General features: G+C 39.4%; 15 protein-coding genes and 3 pseudogenes. 10 read left to right on the top strand and 8 right to left on the bottom strand.

Going from position 1 to position 20,999, the window contains the following annotated elements; all coding sequences use genetic code 11:
- The first annotated feature begins 5 nt into the window (after positions 1 to 5).
- The 7 genes from EAL49_RS03190 to EAL49_RS03160 all read left to right on the top strand — a co-directional run bounded on the left by EAL49_RS03190 (position 6) and on the right by EAL49_RS03160 (position 6,534).
- Positions 6 to 119 (top strand): hypothetical protein, encoded by a 114-nt coding sequence (locus tag EAL49_RS03190; protein WP_001217873.1) that lies wholly within the window; start codon positions 6 to 8, stop codon positions 117 to 119.
- Positions 116 to 859: a VirB8 family type IV secretion system protein gene (locus EAL49_RS03185; RefSeq protein WP_120828897.1), complete on the top strand. Its 744-nt coding sequence runs from the start codon at positions 116 to 118 to the stop codon at positions 857 to 859. The genes EAL49_RS03190 and EAL49_RS03185 overlap by 4 nt, the downstream gene beginning before the upstream one ends.
- Entirely contained in the window at positions 859 to 1,836 is a 978-nt protein-coding gene (locus EAL49_RS03180; RefSeq protein WP_033617993.1) for a TrbG/VirB9 family P-type conjugative transfer protein, read from the top strand. The genes EAL49_RS03185 and EAL49_RS03180 overlap by 1 nt, the downstream gene beginning before the upstream one ends.
- Entirely contained in the window at positions 1,829 to 2,971 is a 1,143-nt protein-coding gene (locus EAL49_RS03175; RefSeq protein WP_120828895.1) for a DNA type IV secretion system protein ComB10, read from the top strand. The genes EAL49_RS03180 and EAL49_RS03175 overlap by 8 nt, the downstream gene beginning before the upstream one ends.
- A 65-nt stretch (positions 2,972 to 3,036) precedes the next feature.
- Positions 3,037 to 4,449, top strand: a complete 1,413-nt coding sequence (locus EAL49_RS03170; protein WP_120828893.1) for a mannose-1-phosphate guanylyltransferase/mannose-6-phosphate isomerase — start codon at positions 3,037 to 3,039, stop codon at positions 4,447 to 4,449.
- Between the two features lie 14 nt (positions 4,450 to 4,463).
- Positions 4,464 to 5,609: a GDP-mannose 4,6-dehydratase gene (gene gmd / locus EAL49_RS03165; protein ID WP_120828891.1), complete on the top strand. Its 1,146-nt coding sequence runs from the start codon at positions 4,464 to 4,466 to the stop codon at positions 5,607 to 5,609.
- Positions 5,602 to 6,534: a GDP-L-fucose synthase family protein gene (locus EAL49_RS03160; protein WP_120828889.1), complete on the top strand. Its 933-nt coding sequence runs from the start codon at positions 5,602 to 5,604 to the stop codon at positions 6,532 to 6,534. The genes gmd and EAL49_RS03160 overlap by 8 nt, the downstream gene beginning before the upstream one ends.
- Before the next feature lie 319 nt (positions 6,535 to 6,853).
- On the opposite strand, the gene hypE is transcribed toward EAL49_RS03160, so the two are convergent.
- The 8 genes and pseudogenes from hypE to EAL49_RS03125 all read right to left on the bottom strand — a co-directional run bounded on the left by hypE (position 6,854) and on the right by EAL49_RS03125 (position 18,709).
- Entirely contained in the window at positions 6,854 to 7,852 is a 999-nt protein-coding gene (gene hypE, locus EAL49_RS03155) for a hydrogenase expression/formation protein HypE (RefSeq protein WP_120828887.1), read from the bottom strand.
- Positions 7,853 to 7,854: 2 nt separating this feature from the next.
- The gene (hypF, locus tag EAL49_RS03150; RefSeq protein WP_162973098.1) at positions 7,855 to 10,107 is read right to left on the bottom strand and encodes a carbamoyltransferase HypF; all 2,253 of its coding nucleotides are present in this window, start codon (positions 10,105 to 10,107) and stop codon (positions 7,855 to 7,857) included.
- Positions 10,104 to 11,096: an agmatine deiminase family protein gene (locus EAL49_RS03145; protein WP_120828883.1), complete on the bottom strand. Its 993-nt coding sequence runs from the start codon at positions 11,094 to 11,096 to the stop codon at positions 10,104 to 10,106. The genes hypF and EAL49_RS03145 overlap by 4 nt, the downstream gene beginning before the upstream one ends.
- 58 nt (positions 11,097 to 11,154) lie before the next feature.
- Complete coding sequence (locus tag EAL49_RS03140; protein WP_120828881.1) at positions 11,155 to 11,847, bottom strand: DNA-methyltransferase; 693 nt, start codon at positions 11,845 to 11,847, stop codon at positions 11,155 to 11,157.
- Positions 11,825 to 12,715: pseudogene (locus tag EAL49_RS08355) on the bottom strand (DNA cytosine methyltransferase); the annotation flags it as partial. The pseudogene EAL49_RS08355 and the gene EAL49_RS03140, both read right to left, overlap by 23 nt.
- Positions 12,707 to 13,597, bottom strand: a pseudogene (locus EAL49_RS08350) (DNA cytosine methyltransferase); the annotation flags it as partial. The pseudogenes EAL49_RS08350 and EAL49_RS08355, both read right to left, overlap by 9 nt.
- A gap of 37 nt (positions 13,598 to 13,634) precedes the next feature.
- Entirely contained in the window at positions 13,635 to 15,125 is a 1,491-nt protein-coding gene (gene putP / locus EAL49_RS03130; protein ID WP_120828877.1) for a sodium/proline symporter PutP, read from the bottom strand.
- 26 nt (positions 15,126 to 15,151) lie between these two features.
- A complete protein-coding gene (locus EAL49_RS03125; protein ID WP_120828875.1) occupies positions 15,152 to 18,709 on the bottom strand; it encodes a bifunctional proline dehydrogenase/L-glutamate gamma-semialdehyde dehydrogenase in 3,558 nt (1,185 codons plus the stop codon).
- A 329-nt stretch (positions 18,710 to 19,038) separates the two neighbouring features.
- Here EAL49_RS03125 and EAL49_RS03120 point away from each other — a divergent pair, with 329 nt between their 5' ends.
- The 3 genes and pseudogenes from EAL49_RS03120 to EAL49_RS03110 all read left to right on the top strand — a co-directional run bounded on the left by EAL49_RS03120 (position 19,039) and on the right by EAL49_RS03110 (position 20,991).
- Positions 19,039 to 19,248: a hypothetical protein gene (locus EAL49_RS03120; RefSeq protein WP_000849022.1), complete on the top strand. Its 210-nt coding sequence runs from the start codon at positions 19,039 to 19,041 to the stop codon at positions 19,246 to 19,248.
- A 323-nt stretch (positions 19,249 to 19,571) separates the two neighbouring features.
- Positions 19,572 to 20,237: a M protein gene (locus tag EAL49_RS03115; protein ID WP_120828873.1), complete on the top strand. Its 666-nt coding sequence runs from the start codon at positions 19,572 to 19,574 to the stop codon at positions 20,235 to 20,237.
- Position 20,238: 1 nt separating this feature from the next.
- A pseudogene (locus tag EAL49_RS03110) lies at positions 20,239 to 20,991 on the top strand (hypothetical protein).
- The last annotated feature ends 8 nt before the right edge of the window (positions 20,992 to 20,999 follow it).

Below are 20,999 nucleotides of genomic sequence, written 5' to 3'. Positions count from 1 at the left end.
ATTTAATGAGAATTTTTTTTGTTATTATGGGACTTGTGTTTTTTGGTTGCACCAGTAAGGTGCATGAGATGAAAAAAAGCCCTTGCACATTATATGAAAACAGGTTAAATCTCGCATGAAAGAAAAGCCTTTCAACAGCGAGCAGTTGATCTATTTAGAAGAGCTTTTAAGCCATCAAGAAAAGCATTTAGAAAACAAGCTTTCTAGTTTTTCAGTGAGCGATTTGGACATGCAAAGCGTGTTTAGGCTGGAGAGGAACCGCTTGAAAATCGCTTACAAGCTCTTAGGCTTGATGAGTTTTATCGTTTTTGTTTTAGCGATCGTTTTAATCAGCCTCCTGCCCTTACAAAAAACCGAACACCATTTCGTGGATTTTTTAAATCAGGACAAGCATTACGCCATTATCCAAAGAGCGGATAAAAGCATTTCTAGTAATGAAGCCTTAGCCCGATCGCTCATTGGGGCGTATGTGTTAAACCGAGAGAGTATTAATCGCATTGACGATAAGTCGCGCTATGAACTGGTGCGCTTGCAAAGCAATGCTAAAGTGTGGCAGCGCTTTGAAGACTTGATTAAAACCAACAACAGCATTTACGCGCAAAGCCATTTAGAAAGAGAGGTTCATATCGTCAATATTGCGATCTATCAGCAAGACAATAACCCCATTGCAAGCGTGTCCATTGCCGCCAAACTCTTGAATGAAAACAAATTAGTGTATGAAAAGCGTTATAAAATCGTGATGAGTTATGTTTTTGACGCTCCGGATTTTGATTACGCTTCCATGCCTAAAAACCCTACCGGCTTTAAGGTTACTCGTTATAGCATCACTGAAATTGCACCCAGAAATAAGAGCGATTGATGCAAAGATTTTTATTCATTCTTGCGTTCGTTTTTAGCGCTTTAAAGGCCGATGATTTTTTAGAAGAATTTAGCGAAAAAGCCCCCACGAATTTAAACCACCCCATGCAGGATCTAAACGCCATTCAAGGGAGTTTTTTCAATAAAAACCGCTCAACAATGTCCAACACTTTGAACGTTGATTACTTTCAGGGGCAAACTTATAAGATCCGCTTGCGCTATGCGATGGCGACTTTATTGTTTTTTTCAAAACCCATTAGCGATTTTGTTTTAGGGGATAAGGTGGGTTTTGATGCAAAAATCTTAGAAAGCAATGATCGCATTTTGCTCATCAAACCTTTGCAAATTGGCGTGGATTCTAATATCAGCGTGATTGATAGTGAGGGCAAGATTTTTTCTTTCTATGTGTTTTCTACGACTTTCACTAGCTCCAAACACCCTAATTTACAGGTTTTTATAGAAGATAAGAATTATTATTCTAACGCTTTCATGAAGCCTAAAAAAGAAAATACAGCTGAAAATGTTACTGAAAACACCCTTGAAAACGCTAACAAACCCTTAAAAGAAACCAAAGCCACAGAAGAAACCAAAGAAAAAGAAGAAGAGGCCATAACTATTGGCGATAACACCAATGCAATGAAAATCGTTAAAAAAGACATTCAAAGAAACTATAAAGCCTTAAAAAGCTCCCAAAGGAAATGGTATTGTTTGTGGCTATGCTCTAAAAAATCCAAACTCTCTTTAATGCCTAAAGAAATTTTTAACGACAAACAATTCACTTATTTCAAATTTGACAAAAGATTAGCGCTCTCTAAATTCCCGGTGATTTATAAGGTCGTTGATGGCTATGATAACCCGGTGAATACAAGGATTGTGGGCGATTACATTATCGCTGAAGACGTTTCGCCTAAATGGACTTTAAGGTTGGGCAAAGACTATTTGTGCATCCGTTTGATAACAAAGGGCAGAGATGAATAAATGGCTTAAAGGGGCGTTGATTGTTGCAGGGGGTTTTGTAACGATTACAACAATTTCTTTAATCTACCACCAAAAGCCAAAAGCCCCCTTAAACAACCCACCCGCTCTTTTAAATGACGATGAGGTGAAATACCCCTTACAGGATTACACTTTCACTCCAAGCTTCCAACCAACCCCTACAGAAAGCTCCAAAGACGCTACTATAAAAGCCTTACAAGAACAGCTCAAAGTCGCTTTAAAAGCCCTAAATTCCAAAGAAATGAATCTTCCTAAAGAAGAAACTAAAGAACTTACCAACTCTCCCATAGAACTAAAAGAAAACACAACCTCCCCTAAAAAAGACTTTTCTCTAAAACAATTAGATTTATTGGCCTCTCGCATCACCCCTTTCAAACAAAACCCTAAAAATTACGAAGAAAACTTGATTTTCCCAGTGGATAACCCTAAAGGGATCGATGGCTTTACTAACCTTAAAGAAAAAGACATCGCCACCAATGAAAACAAGCTTTTACGCACCATTACAGCGGATAAAATGATACCTGCATTTTTGATCACGCCTATTTCTAGCCAGATCGCTGGTAAAGTCATCGCGCAAGTGGAGAGCGATATTTTCGCTCACATGGGAAAGGCTGTTTTAATCCCTAAAGGTTCTAAAGTCATAGGTTATTACAGCAACAATAACAAAATGGGCGAATACCGCTTGGATATTGTGTGGAGTAGGATCATCACCCCCCATGGCATCAATATCATGCTCACTAACGCTAAAGGGGCGGACATTAAAGGTTATAACGGCTTGGTGGGGGAATTGATTGAAAGGAACTTCCAACGCTATGGCGTGCCACTATTACTTTCTACGCTCACTAACGGCTTATTGATTGGGATCACTTCAGCTTTAAACAATAGAGGCAATAAAGAAGAAGCGACTAATTTCTTTGGGGATTATCTTTTAATGCAATTGATGAGGCAAAGCGGTATGGGGATCAACCAAGTGGTCAATCAAATTTTAAGAGACAAGAGCAAAATCGCCCCCATTGTCATCATTAGAGAGGGGAGCAGGGTATTCATTTCGCCCAATACTGACATTTTCTTCCCTATACCCAGAGACAATGAAGTCATCGCTGAGTTTTTGAAGTGATTAAATGCTGCGTTAAAAACGCTATAATAACCCTAAAAACAAAAGAGAGCCTAACAAGAAAGCCCATGAAAATTAAAAATATCTTACTGAGTGGGGGGAGTGGCAAACGCCTATGGCCTTTGAGCCGTAGCTTATACCCTAAGCAATTTTTAAAGCTTTTTGACCATAAAAGCTTGTTTGAATTGAGTTTTAAAAGAAACGCTCCCTTAGTAGATGAAACGCTGATCGTGTGCAATGAAAAGCATTATTTTTTAGCCCTAGAAGAAATAGAGGGCGAAATCCACAATAAAAGCGTGGGGTTTTTACTGGAGAGCTTGAGTAAAAACACCGCTAACGCCATTGCTTTGAGCGCTTTAATGAGCGATAGAGAGGATTTGCTCATCGTTACGCCAAGCGATCATTTGATTAAAGACCTTCAAGCGTATGAAAATGCGATGCAAAAAGCGATTGATTTAGCCCAAAAAGGCTTTTTGGTTACTTTTGGCGTGAGCATTGAAAAGCCAAACACGGAGTTTGGGTATATTGAAAGCCCTAACGCTTTAGATGTCAAACGATTCATTGAAAAGCCAAGCTTAGAAAAAGCGATAGAGTTTCAAAAAAGCGGAGGGTTTTATTTCAATAGCGGCATGTTCGTTTTCCAAGCGGGCGTTTTTTTAGACGAACTAAAAAAGCATGCCCCTACTATTTTAAAGGGGTGCGAAAGAGCGTTTGAATCTTTAGAAAACACGCATTTTTTTGAACAAAAGATCGCGCGTTTGAGCGAAAAGAGCATGCAAGATTTAGAAGACGTGAGCGTTGATATAGCCTTAATGCAACAAAGCCACAAAATCAAAATGGTAGAATTGAACGCCAAGTGGAGCGATTTAGGGAATTTTAACGCTCTTTTTGAAGAAGCGGCTAACGAGCCTAAAGAAAATGTCAGCTTGAATCAAACGCCTGTTTTTGCCAAAGAAAGCGAAAATAATTTAGTGTTTTCTCATAAAGTGAGCGCTCTTTTAGGCGTTGATAATTTAGCCATTATTGACACTAAAGACGCTCTTTTAATCGCTCATAAAGACAAGGCTAAAGATTTAAAAGCTTTAGTGAGCGAGATAGAAATAAATAACCAGGAATTGTTGCAAACACACACTAAAGTGTATCGCCCTTGGGGGAGTTATGAAGTCTTGCATGAGAGCGGTTGTTACAAGGTTAAGATTTTAGAAGTCAAACCAAACGCTAGGCTTTCTTTACAAAAGCATTTCCATAGGAGCGAACACTGGGTGGTGATTAGCGGGATGGCGAGCGTGGAGTTGGATCATAAAATGTTTGAATTGCAAGCTAATGAGTCCACTTATATCCCTAAAAACACCTTACACCGCCTGGCTAATTATGGCAAAATCCCTTTAATTATCATAGAAGTTCAAGTGGGCGAGTATGTCGGTGAAGACGATATTGTAAGAATTGATGATGATTTTAACAGACAAAATCAAGGAAAATAAATAAAGGAAAAATAATGAAAGAAAAAATCGCTTTGATCACCGGGGTTACCGGGCAAGACGGGAGCTATCTGGCTGAATACTTGCTGAATTTGGGTTATGAAGTGCATGGGTTAAAAAGGCGCTCTTCTAGCATCAACACTTCTAGGATCGATCATTTGTATGAAGATTTGCATAGCGATCATAAAAGGCGTTTTTTCTTACACTATGGGGATATGACCGATAGCTCTAATCTCATCCATTTAATCGCTACCACTAAGCCTACAGAGATTTATAATTTAGCCGCTCAAAGCCATGTGAAAGTCTCTTTTGAAACCCCCGAATACACCGCTAACGCTGATGGTATTGGCACGCTAAGGATTTTAGAAGCCATGCGGATTTTAGGATTAGAAAAGAAAACACGATTTTATCAAGCCAGCACGAGCGAATTGTATGGCGAAGTCTTAGAAACCCCGCAAAATGAAAACACCCCCTTTAACCCACGAAGCCCCTATGCGGTCGCTAAAATGTATGCCTTTTACATCACCAAAAATTACAGAGAGGCTTATAATTTGTTTGCGGTTAATGGCATTCTTTTTAACCATGAGAGTAGGGTAAGGGGCGAAACTTTTGTAACCCGTAAAATCACACGAGCCGCTAGCGCGATAGCATATAACTTAACGGATTGCTTGTATTTAGGGAATTTAGACGCTAAAAGAGACTGGGGGCATGCCAAAGATTATGTGAAAATGATGCATTTAATGCTCCAAGCGCCCACTCCACAAGATTATGTGATTGCTACAGGAAAGACCACAAGCGTGCGCGATTTTGTGAAAATGAGCTTTGAATTTATCGGTATTGATCTAGAATTTCAAAATACAGGGATTAAAGAAATCGGTTTGATCAAAAGCATTGATGAAAAAAGAGCGAACGCTTTACAATTAAACTTAAGCCATTTAAAAACGGACCAAATCGTAGTGCGTATAGACGAGCGCTATTTCAGGCCTACTGAAGTGGATTTGCTCTTAGGCGATCCCACTAAGGCAGAAAAAGAGCTAGGTTGGGTTAGGGAATACGATTTAAAAGAGTTAATTAAGGACATGTTAGAATACGATTTAAAAGAATGCCAGAAAAACCTTTACTTGCAAGATGGGGGCTACACTTTAAGGAATTTTTATGAATGAGATTATTTTAATCACCGGCGCCTATGGCATGGTGGGGCAGAACACGGCGTTGTATTTTAAAAAAAATAAGCCTGATGTTACTTTACTCACCCCTAAAAAGAGCGAATTGTATTTGTTGGATAAAGACAACGTTCAAGCCTATTTGAAAGAATACAAGCCTACAGGCATTATTCATTGCGCCGGGAGAGTGGGGGGCATTGTGGCGAACATGAACGATCTTTCAACTTACATGGTTGAAAACTTGCTGATGGGCTTGTACCTCTTTTCTAGCGCTTTAGATTTGGGCGTGAAAAAAGCCATTAATCTGGCGAGCTCTTGCGCTTATCCTAAATACGCCCCTAACCCTTTAAAAGAGAGCGATTTGTTGAACGGCTCTTTAGAGCCAACGAACGAGGGCTACGCTTTAGCCAAACTCTCTGTGATGAAGTATTGCGAATACGTGAGCGCTGAAAAGGGCGTTTTTTATAAAACTCTAGTGCCTTGCAACCTTTATGGCGAGTTTGACAAGTTTGAAGAAAAGATAGCGCACATGATACCAGGGCTTATTGCTAGGATGCACACCGCTAAATTAAAGGGTGAAAAAAATTTTGCGATGTGGGGCGATGGGACCGCTAGAAGAGAATATTTAAACGCTAAAGATTTGGCTAGGTTTATCGCTCTCGCTTATGAGAATATCGCTCAAATTCCTAGCGTGATGAATGTAGGCTCTGGCGTGGATTACAGCATTGAAGAGTATTACGAAAAAGTCGCTCAGGTTTTAGACTATAAGGGCGTGTTTGTGAAAGATTTATCCAAACCAGTGGGCATGCAACAAAAGCTTATGGATATTTCCAAACAAAAGGCTTTAAAATGGGAATTAGAAATCCCTTTAGAGCAAGGCATCAAAGAAGCTTATGGGTATTATTTGAAGCTTTTAGAGGTTTGATCTAAAATCAAGGCTCTTATAGAGCTATAAAAACGCTCCGCCATTAAGCGTCAGGCTAGTGGTAGTTGCTATATTGTGATTATAGATTAACTTCAAACAAGATTTAACCATTAATGGGAGTTTTGGTGTACGGCTTCGCTCTCAATTTCAAACGCTTTTTTATCATCAATATCAAGCCCGCTTTTTTTGTAACACCCACCATAAAACCCTTTTGTTGTAAGTTTTCTCTCAAATGCCTTGAGTATAGTAGACTTAGACTTAGCTTAGGTGATCTCTAAAAAAATTAGAGATCAAGGGCGGTAGGGTTTTAAAAAGCGCCTTAGCAAATCCTAGGCAACAATTCGCCCTCTGGCACCTCTAAAATCCTTTCAAAACCCCATGCGTTCTTTAAAACCACGCTAGGATAAGGGTTTTCAAACACTTTGCCAATCACGCAAGCGTTTTTGGCTTTCTCATTACTTTTTAAAATTTCTAAGGCTTTAGGGGCGTCTTTTTGATTGAGCGCTAAAACAAACACCCCCTCATTGGCTAGCGTGTAGGGTTCTAGCCCTAAAATCTCACAAATCCCTTTCGTTTCTTCTTTTAAGGGGATTTTTTCTTCTTCTATAACGATTTTCACTCTAGAGCTGTTCGCCCATTCGTTCAGCACGCTCGCTAACCCGCCCCTAGTCGCATCTCTTAAAGCATCAATTTTGAGATCGCTTAAAAATAGGGGTTTTAATAAAGGATAGAGCAGTTGGCAATCGCTTTCTAGATTCGTTTTAAGCTTGATTTCATTACGCATCGCAAACAGGCTTGCCCCATGGTTAGCGATAGTGTCGCTTATAATAATGGCTTGGCCTTGTTTTAAGTGGTGTGAAGAAATCCCTGGTTTGATGGTTTTACCAATACATGTTGTGTTGATAAAAAGCTTATCCACGCTCCCCTTTGGCACGACTTTAGTGTCTAGGGAGAGGAGTTTCAGGTTGGCTTTAAACAATTCTTTTTGTATGGATTGTAAAATTTGTTTTAAAAGAGGGATTTCTAAGCCTTCTTCTAAAATAAAACCCATATTCAAATACAAAGGTTCGCCCCCTTGCACGCTCACATCATTCGCGCTCCCGCAAACGCAAAGCTTGCCTATATCGCCTCCATTAAAAATCAAGGGCGTGATGACAAAACTATCCGTGCTCACGCAATATTCCCCACTAGCCTTAAATTTAGGGGCGTCTTCATCAAACGCAACGATAAATTCTTTTAAATAGGGCATAAAGACTCGCTCAATCAAAGCGTTTGTTTCTTTCCCTCCGTTCCCGCATGCTAGAGTTACGCTATCCATTTTTATCCTTTTTTGATGATTGTAGGGTTGAAATACGCCATTAAGGCTTGACCGACAGGGATACTGCTGTCATTAGGGGGGAAATGCTTGTGGAAAAAATACTGCCTCTTTAGCCCCCTCAATCGTTGGGCTAATTGTTCGCACAACAATTGGTTACAAAACACGCCCCCACTGCACACCACGACATGCTCTTTAAAAGGCGCAATCAAAGCGGTAATGATTTCTACTAAGCTGTTAAAAAATTTCTTAGCGATGCGTTTGGGTTCTAAAACGCCCAAATCCTTTTCAAACGCTTGATAAAATTCTTTCAAACCCACCACACTGTTTTTGATTGTAAAAGGGTAAAAAGCACTCTCATCGCTTTGTAGGGCTAGATTTTCTAAAACCTGCCCGCTCTCGGCTTCAAAGCTAATCGTTCCCACTAGATCCAAACTAAACGCTACTATATCAAACAAACGCCCTATGGAATTGGTAGCGACGCTTTGAATTTTTTTGTCATGCATTTGTTGGAAAATTTCTAATTCGTCTTCTTTAAAATGCTTTTGAACGCGCTTTAAAAGCTTGTTGAGTTGGTGTTTTAAGGAAATTTCTAAAACCAGGCGTTTAGGCTCTTTGATCGCTTTTTGCCCCCCTAAAAGCAGAAATTCTTCAAACCTGGCGGTTTCTTCAATGCGTTCAAAATCCCCCACAAAACACTCCGCCCCATAAATCTTATTTTCATAAGCCCCACTCCCATCCCAAATGATGCCTATAAAAGGGTTGTTTAAATGCGGATCTTGCAACAACGCGTCTAAAACGCTCGCTAAAAAGTGGGCATGGTGGTGTTGGACTTGCAACAAGGGCGTATTAAAATCAAAAGCCATTTGAGTGGTGGTGTAGTTTTTGTGCTTATCGCAAGCTAAGAGCGTGGGTTTAAAATCATAGGTTTTTAAGAAAAAATTCAAAGTTTCTTTAAAGTGTTTTTCATTTTCTAAAACGCTCAAATCCCCACAAAAAGGCGAGAGTAAAAGAATGGAAGTTTCGCTATCCAATAAGCTAAAATGCCCTTTTTGCTCCGCTCCAAGCGCTAAAATCTTTTTTTGCGAACCATTAGAGCGTTTAGGCAAGGTGAGGTAAAGGGGGGCAAACCCCCTAGCCAAACGCATGGGGCGAATGGCGTTGTCTATGCATTGCGCAATGCTGTCATCAATCCTGTGAATGATGGCGCGATTGTGCGTGAGCTTAAAATCAAAAATAAAATGAAGCGAATCGATCTCTTTTTCATTGCTTGCTAAAGGGAGGGAGCTGAAATTCGCACTCGTGAACACAATAGGGAAATCCAATAAATCCAATAATAGAGCATGCAAAGGGGTATAGGGCAAGATGACGCCATAAAAGGGGGAGTTTTTAGCGATATTGGGGGCTAATTTTATATCAGGTTTTTTACGCGCTAAAAGAATGGGGGCACTTGCAGAATTTAGGCTTTCGCATTCTAATGCATTCAAAAACGCATGCTGTTTGGCTGTGTTCAAATCTTTAAACATGAGTGCGAAAGGCTTTAGGGGGCGTTTTTTTAAAAGCCGTAATCTTTCTATGGTTTGAAAATTCCTTCCATCGCACAAGAGAGCAAAGCCCCCCAAACCTTTAAGAGCGATGATTTTACCCTTTTGAATGTCTTTAGCGCATTCTAAAAGAGCGTCATCGTTTTTGAATCGCTTGTAATTGAGCGTAATACCGCACTTTTTGCAGCTGATGCCTTGAATGTGGAATCGTTTGTTATTGGCATCTTTATAAACGGATGTGCAAAATCCACAGAGTTTGAAAGGTTTTAGGGCGGAGTTTTCTCTGTCATAGGGCAGGGCGTTTAAAAGGCTGTATCTCGCCCCGCACTTCGCGCAAGAATTGAAAGCGTAATGAAAATAGGGGGAGTTTTTATCTCTGATTTCTCTCAAGCAATCCTTGCACACGCCTAAATCTTTAGGGATTTGACTGAGCAAATTTAAAGGGTGGTTCTTGCTTTCTAAAATCCTAAAACCATTGAATTTGAGCGACTTATCATAAGGGCTAATAATGATTTTTTCCACCAACGCTAAAGGGGGTAATCCTTTTTTGAGAGCGTTTAAAAAAGACTCTGTTTTGTGAGCGGGCAAGATGATTTCCAAAGCCGCTTGGGTGTTACGCACAAAGCCTACAAGCCCTAATTTTTGAGCCAGGGTATAAATAAAAGGGCGCATGCCCACGCCTTGAACCACGCCAAAAAGCGTGATTTTGTTCAATAAAGTTGCATCGTTACACAATGCAAACTCCCATGCTGTTTGATTAAGGTATTGCAATCAACCCCTATCACTTCTAAAGGCGTGTGTTGTTTTAAGGTTTCTAAAATGAGCGCGTCTTTAGGGTCGTTGTAGGTGGGCATGATTAAAGCGTTATTGCACAATAAAAAATTCACATAAGTGGCCGGCAAGCGTTGTTGGTTTTCATCAAAAATGGCTTTGGGGATTTCTAGGGGGATGAGTTTATAAGGCGTGCCGTCTAGTTTTTTAAAGGTTTTTAATTCTTCTTGCATTTTTTTTAAGGCTGTGTAATGCTCATCGTTTTCATCCTCGCATGCGCTATAAACAATGGTGTCTTTATTTAAAAAACGAGCGAGCGTGTCGGTGTGGCTATTTGTATCATCGCCCTTTAAATAGCCATGAGAATACCACAGCACTTGTTTAGCCCCTAATTCCTTTTTAAGCATGGTTTCTATTCCATTTTGATTCAAATGGGGGTTACGATTTTTTTCTAGCAGGCATTGGGTGTTGGTTAAAATGCTCCCGGCCCCATCGCTTTCTATGCTCCCGCCCTCTAAAATATAGGGCATCGTTTTTAAAGGGTGTTTTAAAAACCCTAAACTTTTGAGCTTGAAATTCACTAAATTGTCTAAATTGGACGGGTATTTTAACCCCCAGCCATTAAAACCAAAATCCAAGCACTCTAAAACGCCATGATTTTCAACGCTGATCGCTCCAAAATCCCTAGCCCATGTGTCGTTGGTGTCAATCCTTGCGATCTCTACACCGGGTAAATTTTTAAGCGTCTCATAACCGATAGTGTCGTTAGTATGGACGCACACCAACACTTTAGCGTGTTTGGCTATGGTTTGAATGATGTGTAAAAAGCTCTCCCTGGCCTCTTCAATACAATACGCCCAGTCGCCAAACTCATGGGGGAACGCCATTAAAATCGCTTGGATTTTTTCAAACTCTGCTAACATTCTTTTCATTAAAAATATCCTTTTAAGCAACTATAACACAATCTCATTCAAATAGCGTTTTTAAAAGCTAGCTCAAACGCTTTTGCGCGATTTGAAAATATTCTTTTTCTGATTCTATACCGATAAAATTTCGTTTTAAATTTTTGCACGCTAAGCCGGTGGTGCCGCTCCCCATGAAAGGATCTAGCACTACATTATTAGGGTTTGTGTGGATGGAAATGATTTTTTCCATTAAGGCTAGGCTTTTTTGCGTGGGGTGTTTCACTCTTTCAATCCCGCTCACTACGGGGCTTTTTAAAATCAAGGGGCGTAAATATTTTTCATTGTCGGGTTTGTTAAACACCCATTTAGCTTTCTTTTTAACCGCCCATAAGGCAAATTCCGTGTCTTGGACATAACGCCGGTGAATGTTTCTTGGCATGGGATTATCTTTAACCCATTGGATAAAGTCTTTGACCACAAAGCCGTTTTCTTCTAAAAAATCAGCGATATAGCTTATAAACCTGTAAGAGCAAAAAATCACCATGCAGCCGTTTGGATTGATTAAGGGGGCGTAGCGCGTGATCCATTCTAAAAGCTTGAAATTTTTATCCCATTCCCCAAAGTCTATGCCTTGCCTTTTAGCGCTCTTTAGGGTGGAAAAATTGTTTTTAACCGAAATGTTGTAAGGAGGGTCTGTGATGATCGCATCCACTTTTAAATTTTGCTGGTAAAAATCCTTGATGATTTCAAAGGCGTTAGCGTGATGGATTTGTATCATTTCTTGCGCTTTTTAAGATCGCTTTGCCTAAGGCTAGGGCTAGAAGAGGAGGCACAGCGTTACCGATTTGCTTGCAAATGTTCGTTTTATTGCCATAAAAGATATAATCATCGCTAAAACTTTGTATCCTAGTGGCTTCTCTGGGTGTGATAGAGCGGTGCAATTCAGGGTGGGAGTTGGTGCCATTGCTCGGGGTATCAAAGCGTGTGTCTATGGTGGGGCTGATTTTGTTCCAATTTAAGCGCCCCCATGTGCTTTTGAATTGCTGTTTGCCATGCAAGTTTTTAGGCAAGCATTCTTTGCCTTGCTCTTTATTGATGAGCTTTAATTTCTCTAAAGCGGCTTGCGAGTGGTTGGTGGCTTGGTGGTTGTATAATTTAGGGCTATCTTTTCGCATTAAGGCTTGATAGTTTGATTGGATAGGGTTTAAATAATCGCTCTCAAACGCCCCTTCATTAGAACAAAGATAGGCTAAATCGCTTATGGCATCTTGAACATTCACGCTTTGAGAAGGCTCTAAAAGATTGAAATCAAAACTAAAACAACTAGCCCCTACAATAAAAGCCCTCTCCCTGTTTTGAGGCACGCCATAATCTTTAGCGTTTAGGATTTGATAGCTCAATTGATACCCTAAAGCGTTCAATCTTTCTTTAATCTCTTCTAAAAAATAGCCTTTAGCGCAAGAGATTATGTTTTTCACGTTTTCAATGATAAAAATTTCTGGCTTTATGGCTTTGACTATTTCTATATATTCTAAGAATAAAAAATTCCTAGGGTCTTTTAGCCCTAAATTTTTCCCTTTATTAGAAAAGCCTTGACATGGAGGCCCGCCAATGATCATGTTGATTTCTAATTTTTGGGCAACGCTATGATATTTTTGCCTTTTATATTTATCGCCATTTTTAGAAACATTTAAGACAATCTTATTACCGACAATTCTATGAGGCTTTTTGTTTAATTCTGTATTCTCAAACGCACTTTGTCCTTCTTTTAAATCCTTAATCCATTCTTGCATATGCTTTGGATAAGTTCTAAAACTATGATAAAAATCTGCGCTATCATACTCGCCCCAAGTAAGTGGTTTTAACGAGCCTATCACTTCTTTTAAGGTTTTTTCTTGTTTGAAATCAGGAAAAAATTCTAACGCGCTTATAAAATCTTTAAACTCTTTACAAACCCCTATCACTAAAGTTCTTGTTCGGCTTGAATTAGCTCCAAAATTTTTAAAATTGATTACCTCATCATAGAGCATATAATCACCACTCAAATTTTGCTCTATCATAGATCCTATTTCTAGAAAATTGTCATTTTTGTCTATACAACCTGTTTTATAAAAACTAGGGACATTTTCTAAAATAAAAAATCTGGGTTTGATTTGTTTGATCAAATCAACGCTCTCAATAACCAAAGAATTCCGTTTGATTTCATCGTTTTTCTTTTTATGATTGGCCACGCTCATGCCTTGACAAGGTGGGGTTGCTATCACTAAATCAACCCTATCATTACCAAATTTTTTAGAATAAAATCCAATTTGCTTTAAAATTTTTTCTTTTGTTTCTGGCTTTTTAATGTCCCCACTAATGTAGCTTTCATCTAATTTGCATTTGCGATTAATCCTTTGGATATTCAAGCGTTTTTCTAAAATTTCATTGGTAGCAACGCATTCAAACCCCTCTTCTAAAAGCCCATAACACCCCACTCCTGCCCCAGAAAATAAAGAAATATAGGTTAAGGTTTGATTAAAGAGCATAGGGGGATTAAGGATTAAACCAAACTCATTTGAAGCGTTAATGCCTCAAGCTCTCAATTTCTTTAAGCATGGTTTCAAAAGCCTCTTTAGTGCCTGCTCGCACGCTAGAAAACAAACTAAACACCACAATAGCTACGCTCGCTACAATAAAGCCCGGAACGATTTCATAAATATCCAAAAAGCTTTTGCCAAATTTATCGTATAAAATCACCGTGCTAGCCCCAGAGAGCATGCCAGCAATCGCGCCAATGCGTGTCATTCTTGACCAAAAAAGTGAAAACAAAATCACCGAGCCAAAACTCGCGCCAAAGCCAGCCCATGCGTAACTCACAATGCTGAGAATGCTAGCGTTTTTATCCGTTGAAATGAAAAAAGCGATGCAAGCCACCCCTAAAACCGAAAGCCTAGAAATAACCATCACTAATTTTTGCGGGGCGTCTTTATTGAAAATCGTCGCATAGAAATCTTCAGCAATGGTAGAAGAGCTTACAAGCAGTTGCGAACTGGCCGTGCTCATCACCGCCGCTAAAATCGCGCTCAATAAAATGCCTGTGATCCAAGGGTTAAAGAGCAATTGACTCATCACAATGAAAATCTTTTCAGGGTCTTGTAAGCTCAAATCAAATTTATGCGCATACGCAACGCCTAAAAGCCCCATAACGCATGCCCCAATCAAAGAAATAACCATCCAAGAAATCCCAATAGTGGTCGCTTTAGGGACATCTTTAATGGAGCGGATAGACATGAAACGCACTAAAATATGGGGTTGCCCAAAATAGCCTAACCCCCAAGCAAGGCTTGAAATAATGGCGACTACGCTAGAGCCTTGTAAGAAAGAAAGGTTTTCAGGCTTGATTTCTCTAATGATTTTAATCCCCTCTCCAATCCCTCCAAGATGGATTATCATAACGATCGGCACCACGATTAAAGCACTCATCATCAAAAGCCCTTGAATCAAATCCGTCCAACACACCGCTTTATACCCTCCTAAAAAGGTGTAAGAGACAATGATTAGCGTGCCAATGCTTAAAGCGTAGGTGTATTGAATGCCAAAGGTCGCTTCAAAGAGCTTAGCCCCGCTCACCAGCCCTGAAGAAATGTAAAAAATAAAAAAGATTAAAATCACAAAAGCTGAAATCAAGCGCAAGATGTGTCTGTCATCGCTAAAGCGCGTTTCAAAATAATCTGAAATGGTGATGGAATGAGCGATCACGCTCGTATAAATGCGTAAGCGTTTAGCCACAAAAACCCAGTTAATCAATGCGCCCAAACTCAACCCTATGGCGATGTGTGAGTTGATTAAGCCCCCCACATATAAAGCTCCAGGTAATCCCATTAAAAGCCACCCGCTCATATCGCTCGCCCCCGCACTCAAAGCGCTAATCACAGGGCCCATAGAACGATCGCCTAAGAAATAATCTTCAGTCGTTTCATTTTGTTTGTAAAAATAAAAACCAATATAGAGCATTAACAGCGAATAAACGATAAACATCGTAACGATAGGGGTGCTTAAAACAACATGTCCCATTTTGATCTCCTTATTTAATACAATATTTATTTTTCAGCACAGCATGATTTGTGGCAAGTTGGTTGCCTTAAAACCCTTGAGCCTAAATTCCCATAACGATGATAAGAGATGCTAACTGATCGCTCTAAGTGGTAATACAGCAATTCAAAACGCCCGTTCAAGCATGGTTTAGCCGTGGCTAAAACCATCCCTAAAGCGCTCGCTTGTTCGTGCAATAAATCCAAATCGCTTTTTAGATAACGGACACGATTGAAAGCGTTCAATTTCTCGCTGAATTTTTGCAAGCTTTCATAAAAAATAGGGGCGTTTGCTCGGAGCGCTTTTAAGCATTCTAAAAAGAAGGTTAAATCTTTGTTCGCTCGCTCGTTTTCTGCGCTGAGCGTTAAAGGGATCTGAGAAATTAAACATGCTAAAGCCACGCCTAACATATCGCTTAAAGTGTCCTTTTCGGTGATGCGATAGCCCACGCTTTTAACTTTAGTGTAGGAAAAAAGGTTGTCTTCGCCTCTGATTTTGACATAGTCTTTAGCTTGGCTGAATTCATGCTTGTAATGATAAGCGTAGCTCTTTGCCATAAAAATCGCACGCTTCAACTCATGCGTATGCTCATCATAGCCTTTTTGAGTCAAGCCCTCTAAAGTTTCGCTTAAGGGGTTTTTTAAGGCGTTTTCATCTTCTTCTTCTTGGTAAATATTCACAAACTGCGTGATATAGTTAAAAATGCCCACCTTCCTCCCAAACCCCACAGCGGATTTTTTAACCCCTCCAAAAGGCTGGCGCAAAACAATCGCTCCTGTGGTGGGTTTGTTGATATAGATATTACCGGCTTCAATGCGTTTTAAATAATATTCCCACTCCCTTTCGTCCAAAGACTCTAACGCGCTAGTCAGCCCGTAACCGGTAGAATTGGCTATTTCTATCGCTTCGTCTAAATCTTGTGCCTTCATCACGGATAAAATGGGCGTAAAAAGCTCAGTTTGGTGCGTGAAATCGCCTTTTTGGGTGCCGTATTTGATGCTTGGCTTCATCAAATAGGGGTTATCATTCACAAAGCTTGCTGGGATTTCGTAATTTTCATAGCTTTTCAATTCATCTATGGCTTTGATGACCTTTTCATTAGGCTTGTCCGCTAGAGCGCCGATTTTGTTTTTGAAATCAAAAGGATCGCCCACGCTAAGGCTTAAAGTCGCATCTATTAGAGTCTTTTTGAAATTCTCATCTTCATAGACTTCTTTTTCTAACACTAAAAGCGAAGTGGCAGAACATTTTTGCCCCGAATTGCTGAAAGCTGAATGGATAACATTCTTAATCGCTTGATCTCTGTCTGCCATTTTGCTCACAATGGTGGCGTTTTTACCGCCTGTTTCAGCGCTCAAGGCTAGAGTGGGGTTAGCTTTGAGCATTTTATAAGCGGTGTCTTCGCCCCCGGTTAAAATGGCAAACTGGATGCTTTCATCTTTTAAAAGGTGTTCGCTAATATCGCTCCCTTTAGAGGGCAAGTAAATGAGTGCATCTCTAGGCACGCCCGCATCCCAAAAACATTCACAAAGCTTATAGCCGGTTACGCTAGACAAACTTGAGGGCTTGTAAATCACCCGATTGCCAGCGGCTAGGGGGGCAGCGATAGTGCCTACAGAAATGCCCACAGGGAAATTCCATGGGGCGATGACCACGCCCACGCCCTTGGGGGTGAATTTCGTTTTTTCATTTTGCTCTTGTAACACCCTTAAGCTGTAAGGGTAAAACTCTAAAAAGTCAATGGCTTCGCTCACTTCAGCGTCCGTTTCAGCGAAAGTTTTACCCACTTCTAAAGCGGAAATCCCTACTAAATCGCCTCTTCTTTCTCTAAAAAGCTGGGCGGTTTGACTCAATAAAGCATGGATTTCTGTGAAGCTTTTTTGGCTGAAACGGCTCTTATCGCTTTTAGCCACTTCTAGAGCTTTTAAAATCGCTTCTTTATCCGCTAAATGCACGCTGGCGATTTTTTTGTGATGGATTTTATCAAAGACTTCTAAAGGGGTTAAATTAGGATCTTCAAACCTCCCATCTATTTCTGGGTAAAGCTCTAAAATAGGAGCGTTATGTATTTTCTCGCGCACTTTTTTAGCCCACTCTCGGTTGGCTTTTAAAATAAAATCGGTATCGCTTTCGTTTTTAAAGGAGTGGTTTGGGTAAGTGGTATGGCCGCTTTGTTTAGCGTTTCTGTCTTGAGTCCTGTGGGTGGCATTGTCTAAAGTAGCGATTCCTTTAAGGCTGTTTAAAAAGCGTTGTTCTTGGTCTTTCCATTCGCTCGTGCCTACTTTGAGGTTAAAGAAAGCTTTCATGAAATTATCGCTTGAGGTGTTTTCATCTAGCCTCCTCACCAAGTAAGCGATCGCATTGTTGAAATGCGCTTCATCGCACACCGGCGCATAAAGAATGAGTTTGTGCATTTCTTTTAATTCCTGGCTCGCTTGCAAGCTCATGCCCTCTAGCATTTCAAAGCTAAAATGCTCTAACACAACAGGGTCGTTAATGGCATGGATGCGCGTATAGACATAGGCGATTTCAAAAATATTATGGCTCGCTGCACCGATATGAATGTATTTATAATTATCGCCCTCTAAAACAAAATCCAACATTTTATTGTAATTAGAATCGGTGTCTTGCTTATTAGAAAATGTGGGTAACGCCCAGTCTTTCACGGAAGCGATCGTCTCTTCGCTCTCCATGTTCGCTCCCTTAACAAAGCGGATTTTAATGGGCTTTAGCCCTTTTAAAACCCTTTCTTTAGAAAAAGCATGCAGTTTTTTCAAATATTCATAAGAATCAGGGATATAAGCTTGCAACACAATACCAGCGTTCAAATCAAATTTAGCGATGGATTCCATAAACGACTCCACTGTTAGCTCTAAATCCCTGAATTCCTCCATATCCAAATTGATGAATTTAGGCATGCCTTGCTTTTTTTCTTCTTCTAAAGCTAAAGCGTAAAGAGCGTCTAAGCGTTTGACAATCTCTTTTTTAGAGTATTCAAAATCAAGGATATTGATTTGAGAAAAAATCGTCGTGATTTTAATGGAAATGTATTGGATGTAGTTGGATTTTAGGGCTTGAGAGTATTTTTCAAAACGTGCATTAGCTTCTTCTTCGCCCAAAACCTCTTCGCCAATAAAATTCACGTTCAAAATGATTTTTTCATTTTTTCTTTTTAAAATCCGCTCTTTTAACTGGCTCTCTTCTTGATCCAATACCATCGCTTTCGTGTCGCTTCTGATTTTATTGACAAAGAAAGGCACGCTCATATCAGGGAGCATTTTCCCAAAGCTCAAAAACCCCATTAAAAGCAATTTTTCAAACGGAGAAAAAATCTCACGGCTTTTGTATTTGTCTAAAACATGCTCAATCATTTCAAAGCGGGCTTTATTGTCCAAGCATCTAAAACTCCGATCCATAAGCTCTATGAGCATGACTTTGTTTTCATGGTTGTTTAAAAGCTTTTGCATTTTAGAGTGGAACGCTTTTTCTTGCTCGCTCAAATGGTTACTGATACTATCTTGCAGTTTTTTAGCTAATTCTAGTGAATCGTCAATGATTTTTTGCATGAGCTTACCTTTTATTGAAGAATTTGGCTTGATTGTAGCATGTTTTAAGCGGGTTTTTAGGCGGTCATTTTTAATAATGATTTTTAATTTATGATTGTTTTCATACTAAATGAATTTAATTATTAAAATTGATTTGTTTAAAAGTGGTAATTATTTACCGCTTAAGACAAAAATTAGAGGAATTTTTTATCGTTTTAAAAGTTCATTTACTTTTCGTTTAAAAATGAATTTTATCATTCTCGCCGTGTAATTTAAAGTTTAGCTTATTCAATTAAACGATTTTAAATTAAACGGATTTACAAGAAATTTTACAAAACAAAGGATATAAAATGAAAACAATTAAAAATGGTATTATGATCGGCACACTCGGCGCGTTGTTATTGAGCGGTTGTTCTAGCTTTGATACTCAGCGTTTTGCTTGTCTTCCTAAAGACCATTCTTCAAAAGACGCTTCTACAAAAAAAGAAGTGCAATACACGCCTAAGGGCTTTTTTGACCCTTATTCTTCTAACTTAAACCACTGGGATTCTACATTCTAGGGGTTTATAAAGAGGGGGCGAAAAAAGGGGGGAAATAAAGCTCATTTTAAGTTTTCTCAAATTGCAATAACAATCTTTTTAACACTAATATAATATAAAAGGAGATATTCTTATGAGTGGTGCTCATATTGTAGAAAATACGAATAATGAAAAAATAGAAAAACCAAATATTTCAAATCCCACTGCTTCCACCCCCCCCCAATAATAATAATGAAGAGCTTTTAAAACTTGTTGGAGATGTTAGAGAACTTAAAGATCGCATTAAAAAATTATAAGATCTTAAGTTAGAAGACTTTGAACCCCTTAGAAAACTCTCTCATCTTATAGGCTCTTTCTTTTCGCTTGGAAAATCTTCTAACGACACCCAAGAAAACCCAAAAGACGCTTTAAAATTCAAAAATTTCCACGAGAAATACACCGAGCCGACTGAAACCACCGAGCTAGTTGAAAAAAATAAAGCGCTAACCACAGAAAAAGATAATCTAACTAAAGACAAAGAGAACCTAACCACAGCGCTATCAACAGCAAAAACCCAAGCCGAACAAACGAGCCAAAAACTAAACGAGTTAGAGCGAAGGCACGCTCCATACCAAAAATTAGAAAAACTCTATGAAGTCTTTTTGGAAGTCAAAGATCGCTTGAATTTTAATTTTGTAGCAACCACTCACAGCGCAATAGATTTGATCGCATACGTTCTTAGCGATAGCAAATACTATTTAGAAAGCCTTTATAACAAAGCGAGCCAAGAATTAAGCAATAAGAGGAGCGATAAGGGCGAGAAATTAGCTGAATTGTTTGATTTGATTTTTGAATACATTAAGGATAGTAAATTTGAGCGTTTGAAAGAGCCAAGCGCTTATGACTATTCATGCAAAATGCTATACCCAGAGCAAAACTCTTCTCAAAAGATACAAAGAGTGGTCTTAATCGGTTATACATACGATAAAAAAACACCACCATATTATACTATCGTGGATATGGGATCATAAAATGGGAACATTCATTGAAAAATGTTTTGGCTTCTATCAAATCAGAGAAGAATTAGAAGCCCGCATCGGTGAGTTAGAAAATGAAAACACCGAGCTAGAAAACAGAAATGACAAGTTATTCGCAGAAAAAGAAAACTTAGCTACAAAAATCAGTGGGTTAGAAAATTCTAACGATCAATTATAGCAAGCTAAAGAAAAGCTCACTAAAGAAAACACCGAGCTAGCTAGTAAAAACGCCGCACTGACTGAAAAAACCGCCGAATTGAAAACCGAAAACGACAAGCTCAACCACCTAGTTATCTCACTCAATAACGAGCAGGGCAGTCTCAAACAAGAACGAGCGCAATTACAAGTAGAGCGTGGGGTTTTAGAAGGACGATGCGCTGATTTAGAAAGAGAAAACCAACACCTAACCGACAAACTCAAAAAGCTAGAAAGCGCTCAAAAAAGCTTGGAAAACACTAATAACCAATTACGGCAGTCTTTAGAAAACTCTAACGCCCAATTAGCACAAGCTAAAGAAAAAACAGCCGAAGAAAAAACCGATCTGGAGCGAGAAATCGCGCGTTTGAAGAGCTTAGAGGGTATGGAAGCCAAAAGCAAACTGGATTTACATAACAGGCTTTTAGCGAGCGCAAACCAGGATTTAAAACGCCAAAACCAAAAATTAGAAGAAGAGAACATCGCCCTCAAAGAGAGAGCTTATGGCTTGAACGAGCAACTCTTCACATTGCAACCACAAAAACCACAATAAAGGAAATA

The organism is Helicobacter pylori, from assembly GCF_003637665.1.
Lineage (GTDB): Bacteria > Campylobacterota > Campylobacteria > Campylobacterales > Helicobacteraceae > Helicobacter > Helicobacter pylori_CK.
The sequence above is the reverse complement of the archived record's forward strand: the minus strand, read 5'-3'. Positions and strand labels throughout refer to the sequence as shown.

Coding starts and splice junctions, on each gene's coding strand:
- EAL49_RS03175 (WP_120828895.1), top strand. CDS start 1,829: ATGAATAAATGGCTTAAAGGGGCGTTGATTGTTGCAGGGGGTTTTGTA.
- EAL49_RS03145 (WP_120828883.1), bottom strand. CDS start 11,096: ATGAAAAGAATGTTAGCAGAGTTTGAAAAAATCCAAGCGATTTTAATG.
- EAL49_RS03160 (WP_120828889.1), top strand. CDS start 5,602: ATGAATGAGATTATTTTAATCACCGGCGCCTATGGCATGGTGGGGCAG.
- putP (WP_120828877.1), bottom strand. CDS start 15,125: ATGGGACATGTTGTTTTAAGCACCCCTATCGTTACGATGTTTATCGTT.
- EAL49_RS03140 (WP_120828881.1), bottom strand. CDS start 11,847: ATGATACAAATCCATCACGCTAACGCCTTTGAAATCATCAAGGATTTT.
- EAL49_RS03190 (WP_001217873.1), top strand. CDS start 6: ATGAGAATTTTTTTTGTTATTATGGGACTTGTGTTTTTTGGTTGCACC.
- EAL49_RS03170 (WP_120828893.1), top strand. CDS start 3,037: ATGAAAATTAAAAATATCTTACTGAGTGGGGGGAGTGGCAAACGCCTA.
- hypE (WP_120828887.1), bottom strand. CDS start 7,852: ATGGATAGCGTAACTCTAGCATGCGGGAACGGAGGGAAAGAAACAAAC.
- EAL49_RS03180 (WP_033617993.1), top strand. CDS start 859: ATGCAAAGATTTTTATTCATTCTTGCGTTCGTTTTTAGCGCTTTAAAG.
- gmd (WP_120828891.1), top strand. CDS start 4,464: ATGAAAGAAAAAATCGCTTTGATCACCGGGGTTACCGGGCAAGACGGG.
- EAL49_RS03125 (WP_120828875.1), bottom strand. CDS start 18,709: ATGCAAAAAATCATTGACGATTCACTAGAATTAGCTAAAAAACTGCAA.
- EAL49_RS03185 (WP_120828897.1), top strand. CDS start 116: ATGAAAGAAAAGCCTTTCAACAGCGAGCAGTTGATCTATTTAGAAGAG.
- EAL49_RS03120 (WP_000849022.1), top strand. CDS start 19,039: ATGAAAACAATTAAAAATGGTATTATGATCGGCACACTCGGCGCGTTG.